The 19,557-nt window shown below is 72.1% G+C and carries 25 protein-coding genes; 19 read left to right on the forward strand and 6 right to left on the reverse strand.

Going from position 1 to position 19,557, the window contains the following annotated elements; all coding sequences use genetic code 11:
* Positions 1-29: 29 nt before the first annotated feature.
* Both ACIHAA_RS09485 and ACIHAA_RS09490 read right to left on the reverse strand, forming a co-directional pair.
* A complete protein-coding gene (locus ACIHAA_RS09485) occupies positions 30-1,055 on the reverse strand; it encodes a LacI family DNA-binding transcriptional regulator (RefSeq protein ID WP_399814862.1) in 1,026 nt (341 codons plus the stop codon).
* Between the two features lie 49 nt (positions 1,056-1,104).
* Entirely contained in the window at positions 1,105-1,878 is a 774-nt protein-coding gene (locus ACIHAA_RS09490; protein ID WP_399814864.1) for a response regulator transcription factor, read from the reverse strand.
* A gap of 251 nt (positions 1,879-2,129) precedes the next feature.
* Between ACIHAA_RS09490 and ACIHAA_RS09495 the strand changes: the two genes are divergently transcribed.
* The 8 genes from ACIHAA_RS09495 (at position 2,130) to ACIHAA_RS09530 (ending at position 7,389) form a co-directional block, all read left to right on the forward strand.
* Positions 2,130-2,984: an alpha/beta hydrolase gene (locus tag ACIHAA_RS09495; RefSeq protein ID WP_399814867.1), complete on the forward strand. Its 855-nt coding sequence runs from the start codon at positions 2,130-2,132 to the stop codon at positions 2,982-2,984.
* A gap of 36 nt (positions 2,985-3,020) precedes the next feature.
* Positions 3,021-3,275, forward strand: a complete 255-nt coding sequence (locus tag ACIHAA_RS09500; protein WP_399814869.1) for a MoaD/ThiS family protein — start codon at positions 3,021-3,023, stop codon at positions 3,273-3,275.
* A 3-nt stretch (positions 3,276-3,278) separates the two neighbouring features.
* Positions 3,279-4,490 (forward strand): hypothetical protein, encoded by a 1,212-nt coding sequence (locus ACIHAA_RS09505; RefSeq protein WP_399814871.1) that lies wholly within the window; start codon positions 3,279-3,281, stop codon positions 4,488-4,490.
* A 167-nt stretch (positions 4,491-4,657) separates the two neighbouring features.
* Positions 4,658-5,395, forward strand: coding sequence for a DUF2993 domain-containing protein (locus ACIHAA_RS09510; RefSeq protein WP_399814873.1), 738 nt, complete (start codon positions 4,658-4,660; stop codon positions 5,393-5,395).
* Positions 5,396-5,647: 252 nt separating this feature from the next.
* Positions 5,648-5,728, forward strand: coding sequence for an Ms5788A family Cys-rich leader peptide (locus tag ACIHAA_RS09515; RefSeq protein WP_351335063.1), 81 nt, complete (start codon positions 5,648-5,650; stop codon positions 5,726-5,728).
* A gap of 139 nt (positions 5,729-5,867) precedes the next feature.
* A complete protein-coding gene (locus ACIHAA_RS09520; protein ID WP_399814875.1) occupies positions 5,868-6,713 on the forward strand; it encodes a sulfurtransferase in 846 nt (281 codons plus the stop codon).
* Positions 6,714-6,758: 45 nt separating this feature from the next.
* On the forward strand, positions 6,759-7,046 hold the full coding sequence (locus ACIHAA_RS09525; protein ID WP_046422631.1) for a DUF1416 domain-containing protein: 288 nt from the start codon (positions 6,759-6,761) through the stop codon (positions 7,044-7,046).
* 85 nt (positions 7,047-7,131) lie between these two features.
* Positions 7,132-7,389 carry a DUF3099 domain-containing protein gene (locus ACIHAA_RS09530; RefSeq protein ID WP_399814877.1) on the forward strand — a complete coding sequence of 86 codons (258 nt, stop codon included), beginning with the start codon at positions 7,132-7,134 and terminating at the stop codon, positions 7,387-7,389.
* 34 nt (positions 7,390-7,423) lie between these two features.
* On the opposite strand, the gene ACIHAA_RS09535 is transcribed toward ACIHAA_RS09530, so the two are convergent.
* Both ACIHAA_RS09535 and ACIHAA_RS09540 read right to left on the reverse strand, forming a co-directional pair.
* On the reverse strand, positions 7,424-7,786 hold the full coding sequence (locus ACIHAA_RS09535) for a DsrE family protein (protein WP_399814879.1): 363 nt from the start codon (positions 7,784-7,786) through the stop codon (positions 7,424-7,426).
* Positions 7,787-7,817: 31 nt separating this feature from the next.
* Positions 7,818-8,210 (reverse strand): hypothetical protein, encoded by a 393-nt coding sequence (locus ACIHAA_RS09540; RefSeq protein WP_399814882.1) that lies wholly within the window; start codon positions 8,208-8,210, stop codon positions 7,818-7,820.
* Between the two features lie 185 nt (positions 8,211-8,395).
* On the opposite strand from ACIHAA_RS09540, the gene ACIHAA_RS09545 reads away from it, so the two are divergent.
* The 5 genes from ACIHAA_RS09545 to ACIHAA_RS09565 all read left to right on the forward strand — a co-directional run bounded on the left by ACIHAA_RS09545 (position 8,396) and on the right by ACIHAA_RS09565 (position 12,113).
* Positions 8,396-9,238 carry a helix-turn-helix domain-containing protein gene (locus ACIHAA_RS09545; protein WP_399814884.1) on the forward strand — a complete coding sequence of 281 codons (843 nt, stop codon included), beginning with the start codon at positions 8,396-8,398 and terminating at the stop codon, positions 9,236-9,238.
* Positions 9,235-9,570: a DUF397 domain-containing protein gene (locus tag ACIHAA_RS09550; RefSeq protein ID WP_399815434.1), complete on the forward strand. Its 336-nt coding sequence runs from the start codon at positions 9,235-9,237 to the stop codon at positions 9,568-9,570. The genes ACIHAA_RS09545 and ACIHAA_RS09550 overlap by 4 nt, the downstream gene beginning before the upstream one ends.
* A gap of 213 nt (positions 9,571-9,783) precedes the next feature.
* Entirely contained in the window at positions 9,784-10,359 is a 576-nt protein-coding gene (locus tag ACIHAA_RS09555; protein WP_399814886.1) for an FABP family protein, read from the forward strand.
* Between the two features lie 340 nt (positions 10,360-10,699).
* Entirely contained in the window at positions 10,700-11,137 is a 438-nt protein-coding gene (locus ACIHAA_RS09560) for a Fur family transcriptional regulator (protein ID WP_399814888.1), read from the forward strand.
* A gap of 10 nt (positions 11,138-11,147) precedes the next feature.
* On the forward strand, positions 11,148-12,113 hold the full coding sequence (locus tag ACIHAA_RS09565; RefSeq protein ID WP_399814890.1) for a YgfZ/GcvT domain-containing protein: 966 nt from the start codon (positions 11,148-11,150) through the stop codon (positions 12,111-12,113).
* 27 nt (positions 12,114-12,140) lie between these two features.
* On the opposite strand, the gene dtd is transcribed toward ACIHAA_RS09565, so the two are convergent.
* A complete protein-coding gene (gene dtd / locus ACIHAA_RS09570) occupies positions 12,141-12,566 on the reverse strand; it encodes a D-aminoacyl-tRNA deacylase (RefSeq protein WP_399814893.1) in 426 nt (141 codons plus the stop codon).
* 399 nt (positions 12,567-12,965) lie between these two features.
* Here dtd and ACIHAA_RS09575 point away from each other — a divergent pair, with 399 nt between their 5' ends.
* On the forward strand, positions 12,966-13,565 hold the full coding sequence (locus tag ACIHAA_RS09575; protein WP_399814895.1) for an AmfC protein: 600 nt from the start codon (positions 12,966-12,968) through the stop codon (positions 13,563-13,565).
* 127 nt (positions 13,566-13,692) lie between these two features.
* A complete protein-coding gene (locus ACIHAA_RS09580; RefSeq protein WP_399814897.1) occupies positions 13,693-14,673 on the forward strand; it encodes an asparaginase in 981 nt (326 codons plus the stop codon).
* Between the two features lie 10 nt (positions 14,674-14,683).
* On the opposite strand, the gene ACIHAA_RS09585 is transcribed toward ACIHAA_RS09580, so the two are convergent.
* Entirely contained in the window at positions 14,684-14,920 is a 237-nt protein-coding gene (locus ACIHAA_RS09585; RefSeq protein WP_399814898.1) for a hypothetical protein, read from the reverse strand.
* A 239-nt stretch (positions 14,921-15,159) separates the two neighbouring features.
* On the opposite strand from ACIHAA_RS09585, the gene ACIHAA_RS09590 reads away from it, so the two are divergent.
* The 4 genes from ACIHAA_RS09590 (at position 15,160) to ACIHAA_RS09605 (ending at position 19,476) form a co-directional block, all read left to right on the forward strand.
* Positions 15,160-16,434, forward strand: coding sequence for a GNAT family N-acetyltransferase (locus tag ACIHAA_RS09590; protein ID WP_399814900.1), 1,275 nt, complete (start codon positions 15,160-15,162; stop codon positions 16,432-16,434).
* Between the two features lie 556 nt (positions 16,435-16,990).
* Positions 16,991-17,737 (forward strand): HAD family hydrolase, encoded by a 747-nt coding sequence (locus tag ACIHAA_RS09595; protein WP_399814902.1) that lies wholly within the window; start codon positions 16,991-16,993, stop codon positions 17,735-17,737.
* A gap of 144 nt (positions 17,738-17,881) precedes the next feature.
* Positions 17,882-18,763 (forward strand): GntR family transcriptional regulator, encoded by an 882-nt coding sequence (locus tag ACIHAA_RS09600; RefSeq protein WP_399814904.1) that lies wholly within the window; start codon positions 17,882-17,884, stop codon positions 18,761-18,763.
* The gene (locus ACIHAA_RS09605) at positions 18,760-19,476 is read left to right on the forward strand and encodes an HAD family hydrolase (RefSeq protein ID WP_399814907.1); all 717 of its coding nucleotides are present in this window, start codon (positions 18,760-18,762) and stop codon (positions 19,474-19,476) included. Before ACIHAA_RS09600 ends, ACIHAA_RS09605 begins: the two co-directional genes overlap by 4 nt.
* Positions 19,477-19,557: the final 81 nt, after the last annotated feature.

The raw sequence follows: 19,557 nt of genomic DNA on the forward strand, positions 1-19,557 counted from the left end.
GACGGGCCGGTACGCGTTACTGACCGGTGTCAGTCCCCGCAGCCGCAGGAGCGGCGCACCACCAGCCGGGACGGGAACAGCCTGACCCGCTCCCGCCGCGAACCCGCCACCCGCAGACCGTCGTCCAGGACGAGGTCCACCGCGGCCCGGGCCATCGCCGGACGGTCCGAGGCGACCGTGGTCAGCGGCGGGTCGGTCAGCCCCGCCTCCTTGACGTCGTCGAAGCCCGCCACGGCCAGCTCGCCCGGTACGTCGATGCGCAGTTCGCGCGCCGCGCGCAGCACACCGATCGCCTGGTCGTCGGTGGAGCAGAAGATGGCGGGCGGCCGGTGCGGCCCGGACAGCAGGTCCAGGCCCACCCGGTAGGCGTCGTAGCGGTTGTACGCGGCCTCGAACAGACGGCCCTCCGTGGGCAGTCCGGCCTCCTGCATCGCCCGCCGCCAGCCCTCGACATGGTCCGAGACCGGGTCGCCGACCGCCGGGGTCTCGGCGGTGCCGCCCAGGCAGGCGACATACGGGTGGCCGTGCTCCAGCAGATGGCGCACGGCGAGCTGGGCGCCGCCGATGTCGTCGGTGACCACCGCGACGTCGTCGATCGCCTCGGGCCGCTCGTGCAGCAGCACCACCCGGGCGTCCCAGGCGTCGATCTCGGCGGCGGCGTGGTCGTTGAGCGCATGGCTGACCAGGATCAGTCCGGAGACGCGCATCCCGAGGAAGGCCCGCAGATAGTGGACCTCGCGCTCGGCCACATAGTCGGTGTTGCCGACCAGCACCATCTTCCCGCGCTCGGCGGCGGCCTGTTCGACCGCGTGCGTCATCTCGCCGAAGAAGGGCTGCCGGGCGTCCGGGACGATCATTCCTATGAGGTCCGTGCGCCGTGACGCCATGGCCTGTGCGACCCGGTCGGGCCGGTACCCCAGCTCCTTGATCGCGGCGAGCACCCGCTCGCGCGTGGCCGGGGCGACCGGCCGGGGTCCGTTGTTGATGACGTAGCTCACGACTGCCGTGGAAGTCCCCGCCAGCCGTGCCACATCGTCCCGAGTCACCTTGGCCACGCGCGGAGTCTACGCGGATGGACCGCCCCTGGGCAGGGCTTACGCGGTTCTATGCCTCAGCCGTGACCTCGGCCGCGGGCACGGTGGACCGCTCCTTCGCGTCCTTGGTCCCCGCCCGGGCCGCCTTGGTCTCCTCGGCCGGGCGCTCCGGCTTCTCCGGGGTGACGAACCGGTAGCCGACGTTGCGGACGGTGCCGATCAGCGACTCGTGCTCGGGGCCGAGCTTGGCGCGCAGCCGCCGTACATGGACGTCGACCGTGCGCGTGCCGCCGAAGTAGTCGTAGCCCCACACCTCCTGGAGCAGCTGGGCGCGGGTGAAGACGCGGCCCGGGTGCTGCGCGAGGTACTTCAGGAGCTCGAACTCCTTGAAGGTGAGGTCCAGGACGCGGCCCTTGAGCTTGGCGCTGTAGGTCGCCTCGTCCACGGACAGGTCGCCGTTGCGGATCTCCATCGGGGAGTCGTCGTTGACCAGCTGCTGGCGGCCCATGGCCAGCCGCAGCCGTGCCTCGACCTCGGCCGGTCCCGCGGTGTCCAGCAGGACGTCGTCGATGCCCCAGTCGGCGGTGACGGCGGCGAGCCCGCCCTCGGTGACGACGAGGACCAGGGGGCAGCCGGGCCCGGTGGACCGCAGCAGCTGGCACAGGCTGCGGACCTGCGGGAGGTCGCGCCGCCCGTCGACCAGGATCACGTCCGCGCCCGGGGTGTCCACGAGCGCGGGGCCTTCGGCCGGAGCCACGCGCACGGTGTGCAGGAGCAGGCCGAGAGCGGGGAGCACCTCCGTCGAGGGCTGGAGGGCGTTGGTCAGGAGCAGCAGGGAACTCATCGTGTCCCTCCCGCCTCGACCGTCTTCGGTTCGTGCACGGTTCGCTCGCCCATAACGTCTGGTTCCTCCTCGGTCCCGTCGAGGACGTTTGCGGCACTGCTTCGTACGGTGGCGATCCCCGCCCTGGGGCCCGCTGCGCGTCCGACCGGCCGTACACCTGCGGTTTCCCGCGTCGTATACAACGCTTCCGAAAGCACAAAAGGACCCGGGGGCTGCGCTGCCCGAGTCCTCTGCCCAGCAGAATAGCCCACATGAGCACCGCTCGGGCAGGTCACACGGCACCCTCCACGATTCGTCCGCACTCCGAGACGGCACGCCGCGGGCCCCTGCGGACCTTCCTCCGCACGGCCGACGGCATCGCGATCGACGCCGCCTACGAGCCGGGCTCCGCCCTCCCCGACACGGACCGTGCACCCGCCGGACACCCCCGCGACCTGGCGATCGTCGTCGCGCACGGCTTCACCGGCGATCTGGGGCGGCCGCACGTCCGCCGGGTCGCCCGTCTTCTCTCCGGGTACGGCGCGGTGGTCACCTTCTCCTTCCGCGGCCATGGGGAATCAGAAGGACGTTCGACGGTGGGCGACCGGGAGGTGCACGACCTGGCGACCGCGGTGCGCTGGGCGCGCGAGCTGGGGCACTCCCGGGTGGCCACCGTCGGCTTCTCGATGGGCGGGTCCGTGGTGCTGCGGCACGCGGCGGAGCACCGGCCGGGCGCGGACACCGACGCGGTGGCGGCCGTCAGCGCCCCGGCCCGCTGGTACTACCGGGGCACGGCCCCCATGCGGCGGCTGCACTGGCTGGTGACCCGGCCCGAGGGCCGCCTGGTCGGCCGCTACGGGCTGCGCACCCGCATCCACCCCCGTGACTGGGACCCGGTGCCCGCCTCCCCGGTGCAGTCCGTGCCGCTGATCGCGCCGACCCCGCTGCTGATCGTGCACGGCGACCGGGACGGCTACTTCCCGCTCGACCACCCCCGGATGCTGGCGGACGCCGCGCCCGGCCATGCCGAGCTCTGGCTGGAGCCCGGCATGGGCCATGCCGAGCACGCGGCGGACGAGGGACTCATGGCGAGGATCGGGGCATGGGCGGTCTCGCGGGCGGGCTAGCCTGACGGTGTTCACACCACCGACCCGAGGAAGCAGATGGCAAAGGGCACGGTGCGCTACTGGGCCGCCGCCAAGGCCGCGGCCGGGACCGCCGAGGAGCCGTACGACGCGACCACGCTCGCGGAGGCGCTCGACGCGGCCCGCGGACGGCACCCCGGCGAACTCGTCCGCGTCCTGGTGCGCTGCTCCTTCCTGGTCGACGGTGACCCCGTCGGGACACGCGCGCATGAGACGGTACGGCTGGCCGAGGGCGGCACGGTCGAGGTGCTCCCGCCGTTCGCAGGAGGATGAGCGATGAGCAACCAGCCCCATGAGGGGTACGACCCGTACCGGCAGCAGGGCCCCCAGGGCCCCCAGGGCTCCCCCGGGTACCCGGGGTACCCGCCCCAGGACCTGCCGCAGGGCCACCAGCAGCAGGGCCACCAGCAGCAGGGTTACGCCGGGCAGGCGCAGCAGCAGGGCTGGTACGACCCCGCGGCCGCCGCGTACCCCCAGCAGCCCCACGCGCAGCAGCCGTACCCCCAGCCGACGCATGCGCAGTACCCGCATCCGCAGGCGCCCCAGCAGCCGTACCCCCAGCCCCAGCAGCAGGCCCCGCAGGCCCAGCAGTACCCGCAGCAGTCCTGGCAGGGGGCCGGCCCCGGGCAGCCGATGGCGCCGGGGGCCGCGGGGGCCCACCCGGCCGGGGGCCAGGGACCGCACACCGCCACGGCGACGGCCGCCCCGCCGCTCGCCGTCGACCTCTCCGCCCTGCCCGCCAACCAGCGGGCCCGGCTGGAGGGCCGTTCGCCGGTCATCGAGCCCGGACTCCAGCCCGCCGCGCTCACCGCGGGGCTCGGGGTGCTGCTCGCCGGGGGCGCGGCCCTCGGGACGTACGCCCTGCTGCTGCCCCTGGTGGTGCTCCAGGCGGTGACGGCCGCCGGATGGTTCCGCCTCAACGGCATGTGGCCCGCCCGGCAGGGCATCGCCCTGGCCTTCCTCGGCGCGCTCACCGCGGACATCGTCCTGCTGGTGGCGGGCAAGGAGCACGCGCCCGCCGCGATCCTCGGCACCCTCGGCGTCTGGGTGCTGCTCTCCCTGGTCCTGCAACTGCGCTCGCACGCCGACCCCGACACCCGGATGTACGGCCTGATGGCGTCGGTCGCCTCGGCCGCGCTGTCGATCATCGCGGCCGGGCACCTCGCGGCCGCGCCGGACGCCGTCACGGTGGGCGCCCTCGCGGTCGCCGCGGCGATCCTGCTCCGGGCGCTGCCGCTGCCCACCGCGGCCTCCGTGGCGGTGGCCCTGCTGGCGGCCGCGGGAGCCGGTTACGCGCTGGGCGGGGTGACGGACCTCGGCACCTCCGGCGTCTGGCTCGGCCTCGGCGCGGGGGCCTGCGCCCTGATCGGCCACCGGGTCGCGTCCTACGACTACCCGTCCCGCTTCGTGCACTTCACGGCCGGTGTCGCCCTTCCGCTGACGGCCGCGGCACCGGTCGTCTGGATCCTGGGGCGTGCCCTCGGTTAGCCCGGGCACGTGTCACGGGTGCCCGTGTCACAGGTGATCGACAATCCGGCGGCCGCCGCAGCGCACAGGGTTACAGTCGCGCTCGGCGGCCGTCCGGTCGTCGGGCACCTGTTCGTTGACGGTTGTCGACGGTTGCCGACGACCGCTGAGGTGGGGGAATCCCGAGCATGCGCGCACTGCGAATACTGCTGATCGTCGTCGTGGTCCTGGGCGGACTGTTCGCGATCGTGGACCGGGTGGCGGTCCACTTCGCCGAGGGGAAGGTGGCCGACAAGCTCCGGACCAGCGAGGACCTGGCCGCCACCCCCGATGTGTCGATCAACGGCTTCCCCTTCCTCACCCAGGTCGCGGGCGGCAGCCTCGACGATGTCGAGGTCGGCATCAAGGACTACGAGGCGCCCACCGGCACCAACGGCGAGAAGATCCGCGTCGACGACCTCCATGCCCGTATGAAGGACGTGACGTTCTCCGGGGACTACAGCTCCGCCACCGCCGCCGACGCCACGGGCACCGCACTGATCTCCTACGACGAGCTGCTCAGGACGGCCAAGGCGCAGCCCACGGAGGTCGGGCTCGGGGTGACGGCCCGGGTGACCGGCCTGTCGGACGGCGGCAACGGCAAGATCAAGGTCGCGCTCACCCTCTCCGGGGCCATCCTCAAGGAGCCGCAGTCCGTCTCCGTGCTCAGCTCGGTCGCGGTCCGGGGCGACAGCGTCCAGGTGCACGCGGACGGCCTGCCCAGCCTCGCCGGGGTCTCCTTCGTGGAGAACAGGATCCGCGCGATCACCGACTTCCAGCAGGGCATCGCCCAGCTCCCCGGCCACATCCGCCTCGCCTCCGTCCAGGCCGCGCAGAACGGCGTGGAGATCACGGCGAAGGGCTCGGACGTCCGCCTGGCCGGATAGGCGGCCCCTCGCGGGCGCCCGCGGGTGCTCGCGCCCGCCCGCCCGCACCCGCCTGCCGCCCGGCCCGCCGTCCCCGCCGTCCAAGGGGCGAGACAGCCCCGTCCGCACCGCAGATGGCCGGACGCCCGGACCTCCTCCCCGGCCGCCCGGCGGCAGGGCGCACCGCCCCCGCCTCCCACATCCCGGACGATCGCATCTCACTATGCGACATGGCGGTGACACGCCCGCCGATCCGTCCCTACGATCGACCCCATGCAGCGACAGGCGGATCTCACGAAGCGGCGGGCAGTGGACCTGTGTCGCGTCGCCGCCATGCTCTGTCGCCCCTTCTGAGCGGGAACGCATTTCCCGTATCGCCGGCCCCGCGCCCGAACGGGGCCCTCCCCGCGCCGCGTACGCCGCAGTCCCCTCGCGTACCCGCGCTCTTCGCACCCCGCATCACCTGCCGCACCTGCCCCGGAGGAGAAAGCGTATGAGCCGCAGCGACGTCCTGGTCGACGCCGACTGGCTTCAGGAGCACCTGGACGACCCGACCCTCGCCATCGTCGAGGTGGACGAGGACACGTCCGCGTACGACAAGAACCACATCAGGAACGCCATCCGGATCGACTGGACCAAGGACCTCCAGGACCCGGTCCGTCGTGACTTCATCGACCAGGCGGGCTTCGAGAAGCTGCTGTCGGAGAAGGGCATCGCCAACGACCAGACGGTCATCCTGTACGGCGGCAACAACAACTGGTTCGCCTCGTACGCCTACTGGTACTTCAAGCTGTACGGCCACGACAGCGTGAAGCTGCTCGACGGCGGCCGCAAGAAGTGGGAGCTGGACGCCCGCGAGCTGGTCGACGGCACCGAGGTCCCCGAGCGCCCGGCCACCGACTACAAGGCCAGGCCCCAGGACACCTCGATCCGCGCCTTCCGTGACGACGTGGTCGCCGCGATCGGCACGCAGAACCTGGTCGACGTCCGCTCGCCCGACGAGTTCTCCGGCAAGCTGCTCGCCCCCGCGCACCTGCCGCAGGAGCAGTCGCAGCGCCCCGGCCACGTCCCGAGCGCCCGCAACATCCCGTGGTCGAAGAACGCCAACGACGACGGCACCTTCAAGTCGGACGCCGACCTCAAGGAGCTGTACGCCGCCGAGGACGTCGACCTGGCCAAGGACACGATCGCCTACTGCCGCATCGGTGAGCGCTCCGCGCTGACCTGGTTCGTCCTGCACGAGCTGCTCCAGGTCCCGAACGTCAGGAACTACGACGGCTCCTGGACCGAGTACGGCTCCCTCGTCGGCGTGCCGATCGAGCTGGGCGCCGGCAAGTAGCCCCGGACCTCCCGGATCCCCCGGACCCAACCCGAAGGAAGAACCATGTGTGGAGCGAAGGCCGGCGGCCCCGACGCCTCGACGATCAAGCCCGGTGAGACCACGATCCAGGGCCAGGTGACCCGCGACGGCGAGCCCGTGACCGGCTATGTGCGCCTGCTGGACTCGACCGGCGAGTTCACCGCCGAGGTCCCGACCTCGGCGACCGGACAGTTCCGCTTCTACGCGGCCGAGGGCACCTGGACCCTGCGGGCCCTGGTGCCCGGCGGCTCGGCGGACCGTACGGTCGTCGCCCAGCAGGGCGGTCTCGCGGAGGTCGCGATCGCCGTCTGACGGCTGAGGGGCCGTATCCCCCGGGGGTTGGACGCTTTCCGGCAGGGGTGCGGCCCTTCGGCGTGTCCCGGCATAGCCTGGAAGCATGTACGCACGCCGGCGTCATCTCTACTTCGCCATGATGGGCACCTGCATCGGGCTGTTCGTCCTGGCGTGGGGCGTGGTGCGGCTCTGGTCCGTGCCCGCAGCCGTGGGCATGTGCCTGGTCGCCATGGTGATCCCGCCGCTGGCCGCGGTGGTGGCGAACCGGCGGGGCCCAGAGGACCGCTGGTGGGACGACCCCTCCGGGGACCCGAAGTCCGACGAGTGGTGGGACGAGCTGGACGGCAAGAAGCGGCACTGAGGAGCCACTGCGGGGCCGCCGAGGCCGCCCCGGCTCAGTAGACGAGCGCCTGGGTGTCCTCCGCCAGCGCCTCCTGGACGAACACCTGTGCGCCCGCGATGCGTACGCCCTCGATGACGTCCTTCTCCGTGATGTCCCTGCGGGCCGCGCACTGCGTGCACAGGGTGAGCTTCCCGGCCGCCAGCACCGAGTCGAGCAGGTCGGGCAGCGGCGCCGCGTGCGGCAGCTCGAACCCGGCGGCCCGCCCCGGCAGCGCGAACCAGGACGACTCCCCGGTCAGCCACAGCGACACGTCGACACCGCTGGCCACGGCCACGGCCGCCACGGTGAACGCCTGCGAGCAGCGTTCCGGGGCGTCCGCCCCGGCCGTCACCTTGATCACGAGCTTCTTCGCCATGCCCGCAGCCTAGTCGCGCGCCCCGCCCGCCTCACGCGTGCTCCTGCCGCTGGTGCCTGCGCAGCAGCACGTTCGCGTCCGCCTCCGCGCTGCGGTCGTACTCCGCCCGCGCCGCCTCCCGCAGCCCGTCCAGCTCCGCGCAGGCCGTACAGCCGCGCACCGGCAGCGGCGGGCGGCACACGTCGCCCGGATCCGGGGCGAGACCACCGGCGGTACGGGTACGTTCGTTCGCCGCCGTCACCCCCGCGTCCAGCCGCTCCCGGGCCGTGGCCGGGCGGAGCACGGCGGGATCCGCCTGCCACTCCCGGCCCCCGCCGACCGGGCGCAGCATCGCGTGCGGCCCCAGCCGGTCCTGGTAGGCGCCGATCCTGCCGGTCGCCGGGTCGTAGACGAGCGCTCCGCGCTCCGGGGACTCCGCCGTCATGGGTGCCGTTCCTTTCCGCCCATTTCCTGTGCGCGCCGCGTAACAGGTGGACTACGCTGCGTTTTCCGGACCGTATTGAGCATGGCCGCCGAACAGGCCCGGAACACCGTGGACGCGCCCCTCGGGCACCGCAGTCCCGCGCTGCTTCCACACCTTCCACGGCCGTTTTCCACACAGGGGGTGCGATGCCGCCGCGACGGGTGATCACAGGGCGCAGCCAGGAGCCGAGGAAGCGCTTCGCCGAGGAACTCCGCCTACTGCGCACCGAGCGGGGCGAGAGCCTGCGCAAACTCGGCGAGGTGCTGGGCTGGGACTGGTCCCTCTTCGGAAAGATGGAGAGCGGCCAGAGCCTGGGCAGCCCCGAGGTGGTCCAGGCCCTCGACCAGCACTACGGCACCCCCGACCTGCTGCTGGCCCTGTGGGAACTGGCGGTGGGGGATCCTACGCAGTTCAAGGAGCAGTATCGGCGGTACATGATGTTGGAGGCCGAGGCGTTGAGTCTCTGGCAGTACTCGGTGAGCAGGCCGCCGGGCCTGCTTCAGACGGCCGGGTACGCCTGCGAGGCCCTCGCGGCGGGCGGGCTCAAAGGCGAAGAGCTGGACCAGCAGGTCGACGCGCGCATCGGGCGACGGAAGGTGCTGGAAGGGGACGATGCACCGCCATTCCGCGTGTTGCTCTCAGAAGCGGTGCTACGGAACTCGCTGCGCAATACCCGGGCGTGGACGGAGCAACTGGAACACCTGGCCCAGGCTTCGGAGCGTTCGAACATCACCATGCATGTCCTGCCGTTCGGTACTGGACTGCACGGTCTGGACAGTACCGATGTGATGTTCCTGAGGCTGCTGGACGGACGTACCGTGGCCTACGCGGAGAATGACGTACGAGGTGAACTCGTCGAAGAAACAAGCAGGGTTGAGCGCCTGCACCGCGCCTATGATGCCGTACGTGACCTGGCTCTGAGCCCTGCCGAGTCGCGCAAGTTCATTCTGCGGATGTTGGAGGAAGTGCCGTGCGAGGAGTCGACCTGAGCACTGCTACGTGGCGCAAGAGCAGCTACAGCAACTCGGACGGCGGCAACTGTGTCGAGGTCTCCGACGATTTCCTGAGCGCCGCGACCTGGCGCAAGAGCAGCTACAGCAATCCGGACGGCGGCGAGTGTGTCGAGGTCTCCGACGATTTCCTGAGCGGCGCCGCCTGGCAGAAGAGCAGCTACAGCAACCCGGACGGCGGCAACTGCGTAGAGGTCGCCCAGAACCTCCCCTCCCTCGTTCCCGTCCGGGACAGCAAGGACCCCGCGCGCGGAGCCCTCGTCTTCACGGCCGACGCATGGTCCCGCTTCATCGACGACGTCAAGCGCTGACCCCCTCGCCGAGAACCCGGGCCCCGGGCCACGTAAGCTGAGAACCGGCTCTTGTGTACCCGCACCCGCTCACCGAGGAGCACCCCGTGGAGATCTTCTTCGAAACCCTGCTGGTCCTGGTCTGCGTCGGCGTGCTCGCCTTCGCCGGGCTGGCCGTGAAGAAGCTGTACCAGGGCCAGCGCTGACCTCCGCACCCTCGAAGAAAAGCTGCTCATGATCGAGATCCCGTCAGACCTCCACAAGGACCTCGTCCCGCTCGCCTTCCTGCTCGGCAACTGGGCGGGCGCGGGCGTGCACGACTTCCCCGGCTCCGAGAAGTGCAACTTCGGGCAGGAGGTCTCCTTCAGCCACGACGGCCGGGACTTCCTGGAGTACCACTCCCGCGCCTGGGTGCTGGACGGCGACGGGAACAAGGTCAGGCCGCTGGAGACCGAGTCCGGCTACTGGCGGATCGACGCCGACCGCAAGGTCGAGGTCACCATGGTCCGCGACGACGGCGTCGTCGAGGTCTGGTACGGCGAGCTGGCCGACAAGAAGCCCCAGGTCGACATCGCCACGGACGCCGTCGCCCGGACCGCCGCCTCGGGCCCGTACACCGGCGGCAAGCGGCTCTACGGCTACGTCAACAGCGACCTGATGTGGGTCGGCGAGAAGCAGACCCCCGAGGTCCCGCTGCGCCCCTATCTGTCGGCCCACCTGAAGAAGGTCGTCACCCCGGAGGACGTCGAACGCTGGGCCAAGGCCCTCCCGGACGACCTCCCGGACGACGGAATCGCCTTCTTCAAGTAAGCCTGGTCTCATCCGTTCCAGACGATGGTGCAGACATGGACGCACTCGTGCCGGGGTACGGCGAGGAACTGGATGAAACCGCGTCCGCCGAAAATGGGGAAGTTCCGCAACCCGCCGGGCTTCCCCTCCGGACGAGTCCCGCCGTCAGATACTCCTCGCTCGGGTTGTAGTCCCACTTCCACTCGCTCACAGACCGGCCTCCGCCCTCGCCTCGGCGTGGATCTTCCCGATCTCGGCGATGGCGTCCGCACGCAGTGCCTCTGGGGTGAGGGCGGGCATGGGGATCAGCGGTTGTGCTCGCCCATGCCCCCGCGCCGGACCCCGGCCCTACACTGGGGCTGTGGTGGGCACCGACTGGAAAAGCGACCTGCGGCAGCGCGGCTACCGGCTGACCCCGCAGCGGCAACTTGTGCTCGAAGCCGTGGACGCCCTGGAGCACGCGACCCCCGACGACATCCTCGTAGAAGTGAGGAAGACCGCGTCGGGGGTCAACATCTCCACCGTGTACCGCACGCTGGAGCTGCTGGAGGAGCTGGGGCTCGTCAGCCACGCCCACCTGGGGCACGGCGCGCCGACCTACCATCTCGCGGCCCGGCACCACCACATCCACCTGGTCTGCCGGGACTGCACCAACGTCATCGAGGCCGACCTCGGCATCACCGCCGAGTTCACCGCCACGCTGCGCGAGACCTTCGGCTTCGAGACGGACATGAAGCACTTCGCGATCTTCGGCCGGTGTGCGGACTGCTCCCCGGAGAGTCCGGATACCGCGTCGTAGGCTTGGGCCCATGAAGAGCCCCCTGCTGTCCCTTCCCGGCGCCGTCCCCGCCGAGGGTGTGGACGAAGGCGTAGCCGCCCACTACGGCGAACTGTTCCGTGAGCAGCGCGCCCTCGCCGACGGCACCGGTTTCGTGGACCTCTCGCACCGCGGGGTCGTCGCCGTCACCGGCGACGACCGGCTGAGCTGGCTGCATCTGCTGCTCACCCAGCACGTCAGCGAACTGCCCCCGCACACGGCCACCGAGGCCCTGGTCCTCTCCGCGCACGGCCACATCGAGCACGCGCTCTACCTGGTCGACGACGGCACCACGGTCTGGGCCCATGTGGAACCCGGGACCCAGGGCGCGCTGATCGCGTACCTCGAGTCGATGAAGTTCTTCTACCGCGTCGAAGTCGCCGACCGCACCGAGGAGTTCGCGGTCGTGCACCTGCCCGCCGGTTCGATCACCGAGGCGCCCGAGGGCGTCCTGGTCCGCGAGACGCCGTACGGACGCGACCTCTTCCTGCCGCGCGGCGACCTGGAGTCCTACGCCGCGGCCCACGGCCCCGCGGCCGGACTGCTGGCCTACGAGGCGCTGCGGGTCGAGCAGCACCGCCCCCGCCTCGGCTTCGAGACGGACCACCGCACCATCCCGCACGAGCTCGGCTGGATCGGCAGCGCCGTCCATCTCCAGAAGGGCTGCTACCGCGGCCAGGAGACCGTCGCCCGGGTCCAGAACCTGGGCAAGCCGCCGCGCCGCCTGGTCTTCCTGCACCTCGACGGCAGCGAGGTGCACCTGCCGCCGCACGGCACCGAGCTGCGGCTCGCGGACGACGGCCCCGACGGCCGCAAGATCGGCTTTGTGACCACCTCGGTCCGCCACCACGAACTGGGCCCCGTGGCCCTCGCCCTGGTCAAGCGGAACATCCCGCTGGACGCGCCGCTGCTGGCGGACGCGACGGCCGCGGCCCAGGAAGTGGTCGTCGAGCCCTAGGGGCTGTTCCGGCCCCGGGGGAGGGCCTCAGATCTCCAGCAGCACGGTGAACGGGCCGTCGTTCGTCAGCGACACGCGCATCTGCGCACCGAACCGGCCCGTCGCCACCGTCGCGCCCAGCGCCCGCAGCTGCGCGACCACCTCGTCGACGAGGGGCTCGGCGACATCACCGGGGGCGGCCGCGTTCCAGGTGGGGCGGCGGCCCTTGCGGGCGTCGCCGTACAGCGTGAACTGGCTGATCACCAGGAGCGGCGCGTCGATGTCCGAGCAGGACTTCTCGTCGTTCAGCATGCGGATCGACCACAGCTTCCGGGCGAGTTGGGCCGCCTTCTCCTTGGTGTCCTCGTGCGTGACCCCGACGAGCACGCACAGCCCCTCGCCGCTGATCTCCCCGCCCGTCTCGCCGTCCACGACGACACCGGCACCGTCCACCCTCTGCACCACAGCACGCATGCGCACCATGATGCCGTGCCGCCGGAACGGCCCGCGGGGGACCCCGTCCGGCCGGCCCCCCGCCGCGGGGCCTTTGCGCGGGACCCGGCGCGGGCCTCTGCGCGGACCACGGCGCGGGCCCCTGCGCGGGCTCCGGCGCAGGCCGTTGTGCGGGCTCCGGCGCGTGCCTCGGGCGGGCCCCGGCGCGGGTGCTCCGCGGGCCCCGGCGCGTGCTCCCGGACGGGGTGGCAAAACCGGACCGGTGATTTCTTATGAGGGCATTCTTATTGCCCCTTACCGCCTCCATCCGGGGCAGATCGGTGGCACTCGGTCACGCGGCGACCGCACGGAGTGGCACGATGCGTGTGTCGCGGCCCATCCGAGGGGGGTGCCGCGCGGTCGAGGGGACGGTAGAGGTACATGAGCACACCGAGTACCGGGCAGCCGCCCGGGGTTGTGGCGCCCGCCCTGTCGGGGGTCCTGGGGCAGCACCGGCCGCCCGTGCAGCGCACGGACAGCCCCCTGGCCGCGGACGTGCCCGGGCCCGACCTGTCCGCGCTGCGGCTGGCCGAACTGCGCGCGCTGCGCCGGGACGCCCAGCGGGACGAGGCCGACCTCAGCTATGTACGCCGGATGCTCCAGGGCCGTATCGACATCCTCCGGGCGGAGCTGGCCCGGCGCGGCGGCCGGGCGGCCCAGGGCGTCATGGAGCGGCTCGCGGACATCCTCCGCGACGAGCCCGCCCGCAACCGCTCCTCCGCCCGCCATGTGACGCTCGGCATGCCGCACGGGGAGGAGTACCTGCGGCTGGCGTCCCGGATGCTCGGCGAGGTCGAGCTGTCGGACCTCAAGGCGCGCACGGACGACGAGTTGGGCGCCGGGATGATCCGGCTCGTGGGCTACGAGCGGCAGGTCTCCCGGCGGCGCCAGCACCTCCAGCGCACGGCCGACGACTGCTGTGCCGAAATCGCCCGCCGGTACCGTGACGGGGAAGCGCAAGTGGACGACCTGCTCATGTGACGCGAGGGCCCCGGCGGGACCGGGGCCCCGGGTGTGCGCGGGAACCCCGGGTGTGCGCGGGGGACCGCCCTGCCGGGCCCACGGGCCGGACGTCGCCGGGGCGGGTCCCGACCCGGAGGCCACTGCCATGCCGACGACCGCTCAGCACATCGCGCCCGCTCCCTCCCCGCTGCCCCCGGTGCTCGCCGAGGTGGTGCGCTCCGGCTTCGTCGAGGGGCGGCACCGTGGCAGCCTGGTACTGCTGGCCGCGGACGGATCCGTGGACCTCGCCCTCGGGGAGGTGACGGCGCCGGTCTTCCCCCGCTCCTCCAACAAGCCGATGCAGGCGGCCGGAGTGCTGCGCGCGGGCCTGCAACTGGCCGGGGAGCGGCTGGCGATGGCCGCCGCGAGCCACTCGGGCGAGCCCTTCCACCGGGAACTGGTGCGGCGGATGCTCGCCGAGCACGGGCTGACCGCCGAGCAGCTCCAGTGCCCGCCCGACCTGCCGCTGGACCCGCGGGAGGCGGAAACGTATCTGGCCTCCGGGGCCGTACGGGAGCGGATCACCATGAACTGCTCCGGCAAGCACACCGCGATGCTGGCGGCCTGCGCGCTGCGCGGCTGGCCGCTGGACTCCTACCTCGACCCCGGACACCCCTTGCAGCAGGTGATCCGCACGGTGGTGGAGGAGGCGGCGGGCGAACCCGTGGCCGCGGTCGGCACGGACGGCTGCGGCGCCCCGCTCATGGCGATCGGCCTCACCGGCCTGGCCCGCGCCTTCCGCTCCTTCGTCCTCGCGGCACCGGGCACGCCCGAACGCCGGGTGGCGGACGCGATGCGGGCCCACCCGGAGTACGTGGCCGGCACCCGGCGGCCGGACACCTGGCTGATGCGGGAGATACCCGGCGCCCTGTCGAAGACGGGCGCGGAGGCGGTCCAGGCGGTCGCCCTGCCCGACGGCCGCGCCCTGGCCTTCAAGGTGGACGACGGCGCCACCCGCTGCCTCGGCCCGGTCCTGGCCCGCGCCCTGACCCTGATGAACATCGACTCCCCGGTGCTGCACCGCCTGGCCCACACCCCCCTCCTGGGCGGAGAACGGGAGGTAGGCGGGATATACGCGGCCTTCTAGGCCCTCGGCTCTATTCCTGGACGGGCAGCTCCGGATGGAGGCCCAGAAAGATCACGTAGGCGATCGACGCCGCCGTTCCCAGCAGCGACAGCGCACCGCCCACCAGGGCACGCGGCCTGCTCGCCCGGTCCGACCTGGACGCGCGGTACTCGACGCAGGCCAGCACCAGGCCGACGAGGGCCAGCGGCAGCGTGAAATAGGAGACCAGCGCCCAGAACGGGCAGCAGAACCATGACCCCACGGACACCCCGCCGAATCAGACCGCGAACCCAGCCCTGTCCCGCGCCACCCCCGGCGCACCGTCAGAATCCATGAACCGATCCAAACAGAGCCCCGGCTCCTCGGACCCGGGGGGTCCGCGGTCCTGCCCGGGCAGGCGGTGCGTCCGGTCGGGCGGTGCGTCCGGTCGGGCGGTGCGTCCGTGAGGGCCGGGAACCGGCCATAAATTCGGGCGACACTCCGGGTGCCGCCCCCTAGCGTGGGGACATGAGCCGCGCTGACGACATCGACGTACGCACCATCGCCGAGGACGAGATCCGGGAGTGGCGCCGCGCCCTCGACGCGGGCTTCCTGCGGCCCTCCCCCGCCTCCGACCACGATGTCGCCGACCTCGCGACGCATCTCATCCCGTCCCGCACCCTCGGCGCCTTCGACAAGGGCGCCCCGGGCGGGAGCACGCCCGTCGTCGCCACCTTCCGCTCCTTCCCGCAGGAGCTGACCGCGGTCGGCGGCACCCCCGTACCCGCCGACGCGATCACCAACGTCACCGTCACGGCCACCCACCGCCGCCGCGGCCTGCTGAGCCGGATGATGGCCCTGGACCTGGCCGCCGCCAAGGAGCGCGGCGATGTCGTCGCCACGCTGATCGCCGCCGAGTACCCGATCTACGGCCGCTTCGGCTTCGGCCCCGCCACCCACACCGCCCAATGGGTCGTGGACGTCCCCCGCAGCGGTCTCGACCGCCGCCGGCCCGTCCCCGACGACGGCGGCCGGGTCGACCTCGTGGACGGTGCGGAGGTCCGCAGGCTCGGCCCCGCCCTGCACGAGCGGGTCCGCGCCGCCCAGGCGGGCGCCACCAACCGCCCGGAGCGCTGGTGGCGGGTCACCACGGGGGACCTCCGCCTGGACGCCTTTCCCTACGCCGAGCGGTTCCACGCCGTGTACCGGGGACCGTCCGGCCAGGTCGAGGGCCTGGTCGGCTATGTGTGCGAGGACCGCTGGGGCGACGACAAGCGGCCCGGCGGCGAACTGACCGTCAAGAGCCTGATCGCCGAGACCCCGGCCGCCGAGCGCGCCCTGTGGCACTACCTCTGCTCGATCGACTGGATCACCACGGTCCGCTCGGGCCACCGCGCCCCCGACGACCTGCTCCCGCATCTGCTGCCCGACCCCCGCGCCGCCCGCCTCGTCCTGCACGCGGACTACCTGTGGGTGCGGATCCTGGACGTTGTACGCGCCCTGGAGGCACGGACGTACGAGAGTGCCGGGACGCTCGTTCTGGAGGTCGTGGACCCGGCGGGCCTGGCCGGGGGCCGCTACCGGCTGGAGGCCGGACCGGACGGCGCCCGGTGCGCACCGACCGACCGGGAACCCCAGCTGACCCTGCCGGTGGGAGAGTTGGCCCCCCTGTGGACCGGGGACGAGTCCGCCGTGCGGCTCGCGGCGCTCGGGCGGCTGGAGGAACGGCAGAAGGGCGCCGCCTCGGTGGCCGACGCCCTGTTGCGCACGTCCCGGCGGCCATGGTGCCCGGACGGCTTCTGAGCCCTCGCGGGCCCGTCGGCGGAGCGTGCTCCTTCCGTGCGGACGGCGGCTGCCGTGCATGCATCCGTCACTGCTCGAACAGTTCGTTTGCTGTGCATCCGTAGCTGTATTCGGTTGTGGGCGCCGTGCGGCTGTTCGGGCTCCCGGCTCCCCTCCGGAAGGGAGCCCGGTCAGCCGGACCACCGGGGCCTGAACCCCCGGTCGGCCGGGCGGGACGGGCGACATCACCAGGTCACCGTGAACCAACCTTTCCCATGTGTGACCACATCGTTCAAGAACGCTCAAGCTTGCTCAACTTCCATCGAAGTTGGCGACCAACTTCATCTGAGTTATCTCCACTTGGAGGAGCCGCATAACCACCCGTCGCTGAACTGCCCCAAGATGGCGTGAAGTTGAGCCATGGCGCCCCGGCAGCCGCGTGTTCCACCGTCCCGACACCGACCAGGTCGCAGCGCGGACGGGCCCGCACGGACGGAAACCCGCCCTCTGGATCTGGCCGGATTTGTATGTCCCACGCCCTCTGGGAAACGGCGACGCCGGAGCCGACACTCTCTTCGTGACCTCTGATACGGCACGGACCGTCCCGCTGACGGCGGAGACCGGGAGACTGCGGGAACTGGTCGAGGGCGCACGCCATGTGCTCTTCGACTTCGACGGGCCGATCTGCCGCCTGTTCGCACGCCACTCGGCGGCGGCGGTCGCCCGCGCCCTGGAGGAATGGCTGCGCGGACAGGGGCTGCGCCTGCCGTCCCTGGGCGACGGGAGCCCGGAGGGCGACCCCCAGGCGGTGCTGCGCGCGGTCCACCGCAGGCACCCGGGCAGCGATCTCGTGGCCGAGCTGGAGGAGGTGCTCACCCGCCATGAACTGAGGGCCGTCGCGGGCGCCATGCCCACCCCGTACGCCGATCCACTCATCCGCACCTGGACCGCGCGCGGCACCCGGCTCGCCGTCACCACCAACAACTCGGCGCGCGCCGCCGCCGCGTATCTGACGGGCCGCGGACTCCTCGGCTGCTTCGCCCCGCACCTCTACGGCCGCACACCGGAACTCCACCGGATGAAGCCCGACCCGTACCAGCTGAACCGGGCGCTGCGGGCCTGGGGCGCGTTCCCCGGGAGCGCCCTGATGATCGGCGACACCCCCCTGGACCTGCGGGCCGCCGAGCGGGCGGGGGTGCCGTTCCTCGGCTATGCGCGCACGGAGGAGAAGGAGGCGCTGCTGCGCGGGGCGGGCGCCGAGGTGACCGTGCGCTCGCTGGAGCCGGTGCTGCGGATCCTGCGGCTCCGCGGAACGGCGGGGTGAACGGGACAGCGGGGCGGTGAACGGCGCGGTGGCTCCGCCAACCGCGCGAAGTTGGCAGCCAACTCCTCCACCACCTCCGGGGTTGGTCGTGACTAACAAACACCTCTCAAACAACTCCCCCCAGATGGAGGGAGGTTGTACCGTTTGGTCGTGACCCAGGAGAGCGTCGCGGTGAACGGCGGCAGAAGGTCCTCGTCCCAGGAGATCGCCGATGCGCTGCGGTCCCGTATCCGCACCGGCGATCTGAAGGCCGGCGAGCGGCTGCCCACCCAGGCCGAACTGGCCGAGCAGTTCGGGGTGGAGCGCGGCACGGTCCGCCAGGCCCTGCGCGCCCTTCACGAGGACGGCCTGCTCAGCAACGTCAGCAAGGGCAGCCCGCCCCGGGTCGCCGAGCCCCACGCGGTCCCCGGTGAACCGCAGCCCACCATGGTGGGGCTCGCCCCGAGGCTCACCGAGGCGTTCGCGGCCCCCCATGTCCGTATCGACGCGGCCTGCCTCACCGCCGAGACCCTGATGCTGGCCCTCGGCGAACCGGTGCGGCAGATCCACGAGGGCCGTCTCCGCCCCGAGTCGGTCGACGTGCGGATCCTGCTGCCCTCCCGGGAGATCAACCTCGCCTTCCCGGTCTCCGTCGACCACCCCGGCGAGGAGGACCCGGTCCACCGGCGCTGGCTGGAGCAGCGCAACGCCCAGGGCCATGTGCTGCGCCACAACCTCCTGGCCCTGCGCGCCTCGCACGGCATCGACGTCCGGGTGACCTTCCGCGCCCTGCCCTTCACCCCGCCGGTGAAGCTCTACCTCCTCAACGGGGAGGAGGCCCTGATCGCGTACTACATGCTCACGAAGCGGGAGGAGGAGGTGGAGAGCCAGACCCTGGAGCTGTACGACACCCTGGGCGCCGCCTCGCTGCTCTTCTCCTTCGAGCGCCGGGCGGGCACCCGGGACGCGGCCTTCGTACAGCAGTCCCAGAAGTGGTTCGACGCCCTCTGGGAAACCATCACCACGGACCTGACACTCTCCTGGTGACCTCTGAGACGACGTTACGGGAACTGATCCATGCCGTGCGCTGTGTGCTCTTCGACTTCGACGGCCCGGTCTGCCGGCTCTTCGCGGGCCACCCCGCCGAGCGCGTGGCGAGGAATCTGGTCGACTGGCTGGAGGGGCGCGGGCTGAAGAGCCTGCTGACGGAGGAGGAACGCCTCCAACCGGATCCCCTGGCCGTCCTCTCCGCGGTCGACCGGCGGCACCCGCGCAGCGACCTGGTGGCCGAACTGGAGGAACGGCTCACCCGGCAGGAACTCCGCGCGGCGCGCTCCGCCTGGCCCACCGCCCACGCCGATCCGCTGATCCGGACCTGGGCCGCCCGGGGGACGAGACTGGCCATCACGACCAACAACTCACCGCGCACCGCGACCCGTTATCTGGGCGACCGCGGCCTGGCCGACTGCTTCACCCCCCATGTCTACGGCCGCGGCCGGGACCTGCACCGCCTGAAGCCGCACCCGCACTGCCTCAACCGGGCCCTCGCCGCGCTGGGCGTCCCCCGCGACTCCGCACTGATGATCGGAGACAGCCCCTCCGACCTGCGTGCGGCCCGGCGCGCCGGGGTGCCGTTCCTCGGCTACGCGCGCGGCGCCCACCAGGAGAGTGCGCTGCGGGAGGCGGGTGCGGGGCAGGTGGTGACCTCGTTCGAACCGGTGCTGCGGATTCTGCGGGAACAGCCTGCCGCTGTGCGCTGAGCGGACCTCTTCCCTTCGTGTCGCCGCCGGTGAGGGCTCCTATGCCCTAGGGTGTGCCCACCTCGTTCGCGGCGCATGAAC

The sequence above is a fragment of the Streptomyces sp. NPDC052040 genome (assembly GCF_044548405.1).
Lineage (GTDB): Bacteria > Actinomycetota > Actinomycetes > Streptomycetales > Streptomycetaceae > Streptomyces.